General features: G+C 64.7%; 3 protein-coding genes. 2 read left to right on the forward strand and 1 reads right to left on the reverse strand.

The window, feature by feature from the left end; translation table 11 throughout:
* A partial coding sequence (locus tag ACSHXH_RS19555; RefSeq protein WP_435673475.1) for a FliI/YscN family ATPase occupies nucleotides 1-1,209 on the reverse strand: 1,209 nt, incomplete at its 3' end.
* Nucleotides 1,210-1,267: 58 nt separating this feature from the next.
* Here ACSHXH_RS19555 and ACSHXH_RS19560 point away from each other — a divergent pair.
* Nucleotides 1,268-1,684 carry a FlgB family protein gene (locus tag ACSHXH_RS19560; protein WP_435673476.1) on the forward strand — a complete coding sequence of 139 codons (417 nt, stop codon included), beginning with the start codon at nucleotides 1,268-1,270 and terminating at the stop codon, nucleotides 1,682-1,684.
* On the forward strand, nucleotides 1,685-2,071 hold a 387-nt coding region (gene flgC / locus ACSHXH_RS19565; RefSeq protein WP_435673477.1), incomplete at its 3' end, for a flagellar basal body rod protein FlgC.

Raw genomic sequence — 2,071 nt, forward strand, 5'->3', positions numbered from 1 at the left:
GTCGATGAGGGCATCACTGCCGCTTTCGTAAAGCCCGGCCTGCACCATCATCTCTGCCCGGTCATAGGCGCCCAACAGGCGACGTGCCTCGGTGATCAGGGCTAGCTCCGCCTCCAGCGCGGCCTGCGGGAGCGCGCGTGACACCGACCGCAGCACATCGACCGCCGGAAAACGTCCGCGTTCGGCAATGGTACGGTCGAGCACGATATGCCCGTCGAGAATCCCCCGCATCAGATCGGCAATCGGGCCCTCCATATCCGACCCGGCCACCAGCACGGCAAAGACCGCTGTGATGTCGCCCTGCCCGTCGACCCCGGGGCCCGCCCGCTCACATAACCCGGCGAGAATCGCCGCTGTCGAGGCGGGAAAGCCACCGGCCGGGGCGGTTTCTCCGGCACCGAGCGCGACCTCGCGATGGGCTTCGGCCATCCGGGTGACAGAGTCGGCGAGCAGCAGGACATGGCGCCCCTGATCGCGAAAATGCTCTGCAATGGCCATTGCTGCGCCGGCACAACGCCGTCGGGTATGCGCCGGCTGATCCGCGGTCGCGGCCACGACCACGGCCCTGCGCAGGCCTTCCTGCCCCAAACCCTCTTCGATGAACTGACGCAGTTCGCGACCACGCTCGCCGATCAGGGCGATTACGATGACATCCGCCTCGACGTTCCTGCAGAGCTGCGCGAGGAGCGTGGATTTGCCGACGCCGGATCCAGCGAACAACCCGGTCCGCTGACCGCGCGCCAATGGCAGTATTGTGTTGAAGATGCACGAACCGGTCTCAAGGCGCGCCCCAAGGGCCCGTCTGCGAGAGGCAGATGGCGGTGCGTTGTCGATCGATCGCGCCCGCGCGCCCTGTAGGAGCGGCATATCATCAAGCGCTTTTCCATCGGGGTCCACAACTCGCCCGATCCAACTGTCGTCAGGGCGCAGACGACGCGGACCATGCAGCGTCACCGCATCGCCCAAGGCCAAACCGTCGGCGGCAGAGCCGAGCAATATGGACGCGCCCGCCGCTGAAAGGCCTGTAACCTCGCCTTCCGGTCGGCCGTTGAGGGTCACGAAGATTAAGCGGTCGCCCAGTCGCGCGTGCGGAAGGGATCCCACCAAGACGGTGCCGCCGGAGATCGCGATCACGGCGCCTTGCGGGCGGATGACCTCAATCCGGTCGAGCGCCTGTGAAATCGATGCGAAGGCGGCGGATATCGTCATGGAACGGCTCCATTCGGGTGCTGACAACCGTTTGGTAACGAATCGGAATTAAAGCTTGATGAAATTGATCGAGGGAGAAGCCCCGATGTTCGACACCATAGGTCTGTTTCAGCTTGCCGCCGCTCGCGCTCAACACGCCGGCCAGAGGCAGGCGACCACGGCTGCCAATATCGCCAACGCCGATACGCCGGGCTACCGCGCGCAGGACGTGACGGAGTTTGCCCGCGCCTATCGCGGTGACGGCGGGGTTCGGATGAACGGCACGCGCGAAGGCCATTTCGGCGGCGATAGTCCCAAGACGCCATACGCAACGATCACAACCGATACCGGCGGCGCGCTGTCGCCCAGCGGCAATTCTGTCTCGCTCGAGATGGAAATGCTGCGGTCGGTCGAGGCGGAGCGCGAACACAGTCGCGCAGTCGCGGTCTATAACCACGGGCTGACGATCATGCGCAGTGCCTTGGGGCGTCGATAGATGGCAGATTTCGAGAATGCGCTGTCGATCGCGGCCAGCGGTATGCGGGCACAGGCCGGGCGTCTGCGCTTCACCTCCGAGAATATCGCCAATGCGGACACGCCGGGCTACCGGCGCAAGACGTCGGATTTTGCACAGATCATGGATTCAGGACGCGCCACCGGTGCGGTCGAAACCGGTCGGATGCGGCTCGATTCCGCGGAGTTGACCCGCATCCAGGACCCCTCCCACCCGCTTGCCGGTGACGACGGAAGCTACGACGGCTCGAACGTCAATCTCCTGCTTGAAATAGCCGACGCGCGCGAGGCGCAGCGCAGCTATGAGGCCAACCTCCGCATGTTCGAACAGAGCCGCAAAATGTCGTCGCAGCTATTTGAATTGCTGCGC

Origin of the sequence: Marivita sp. (assembly GCF_051251565.1) — a bacterium.
In the GTDB taxonomy this organism is placed as follows: Bacteria; Pseudomonadota; Alphaproteobacteria; order Rhodobacterales; family Rhodobacteraceae; genus Marivita.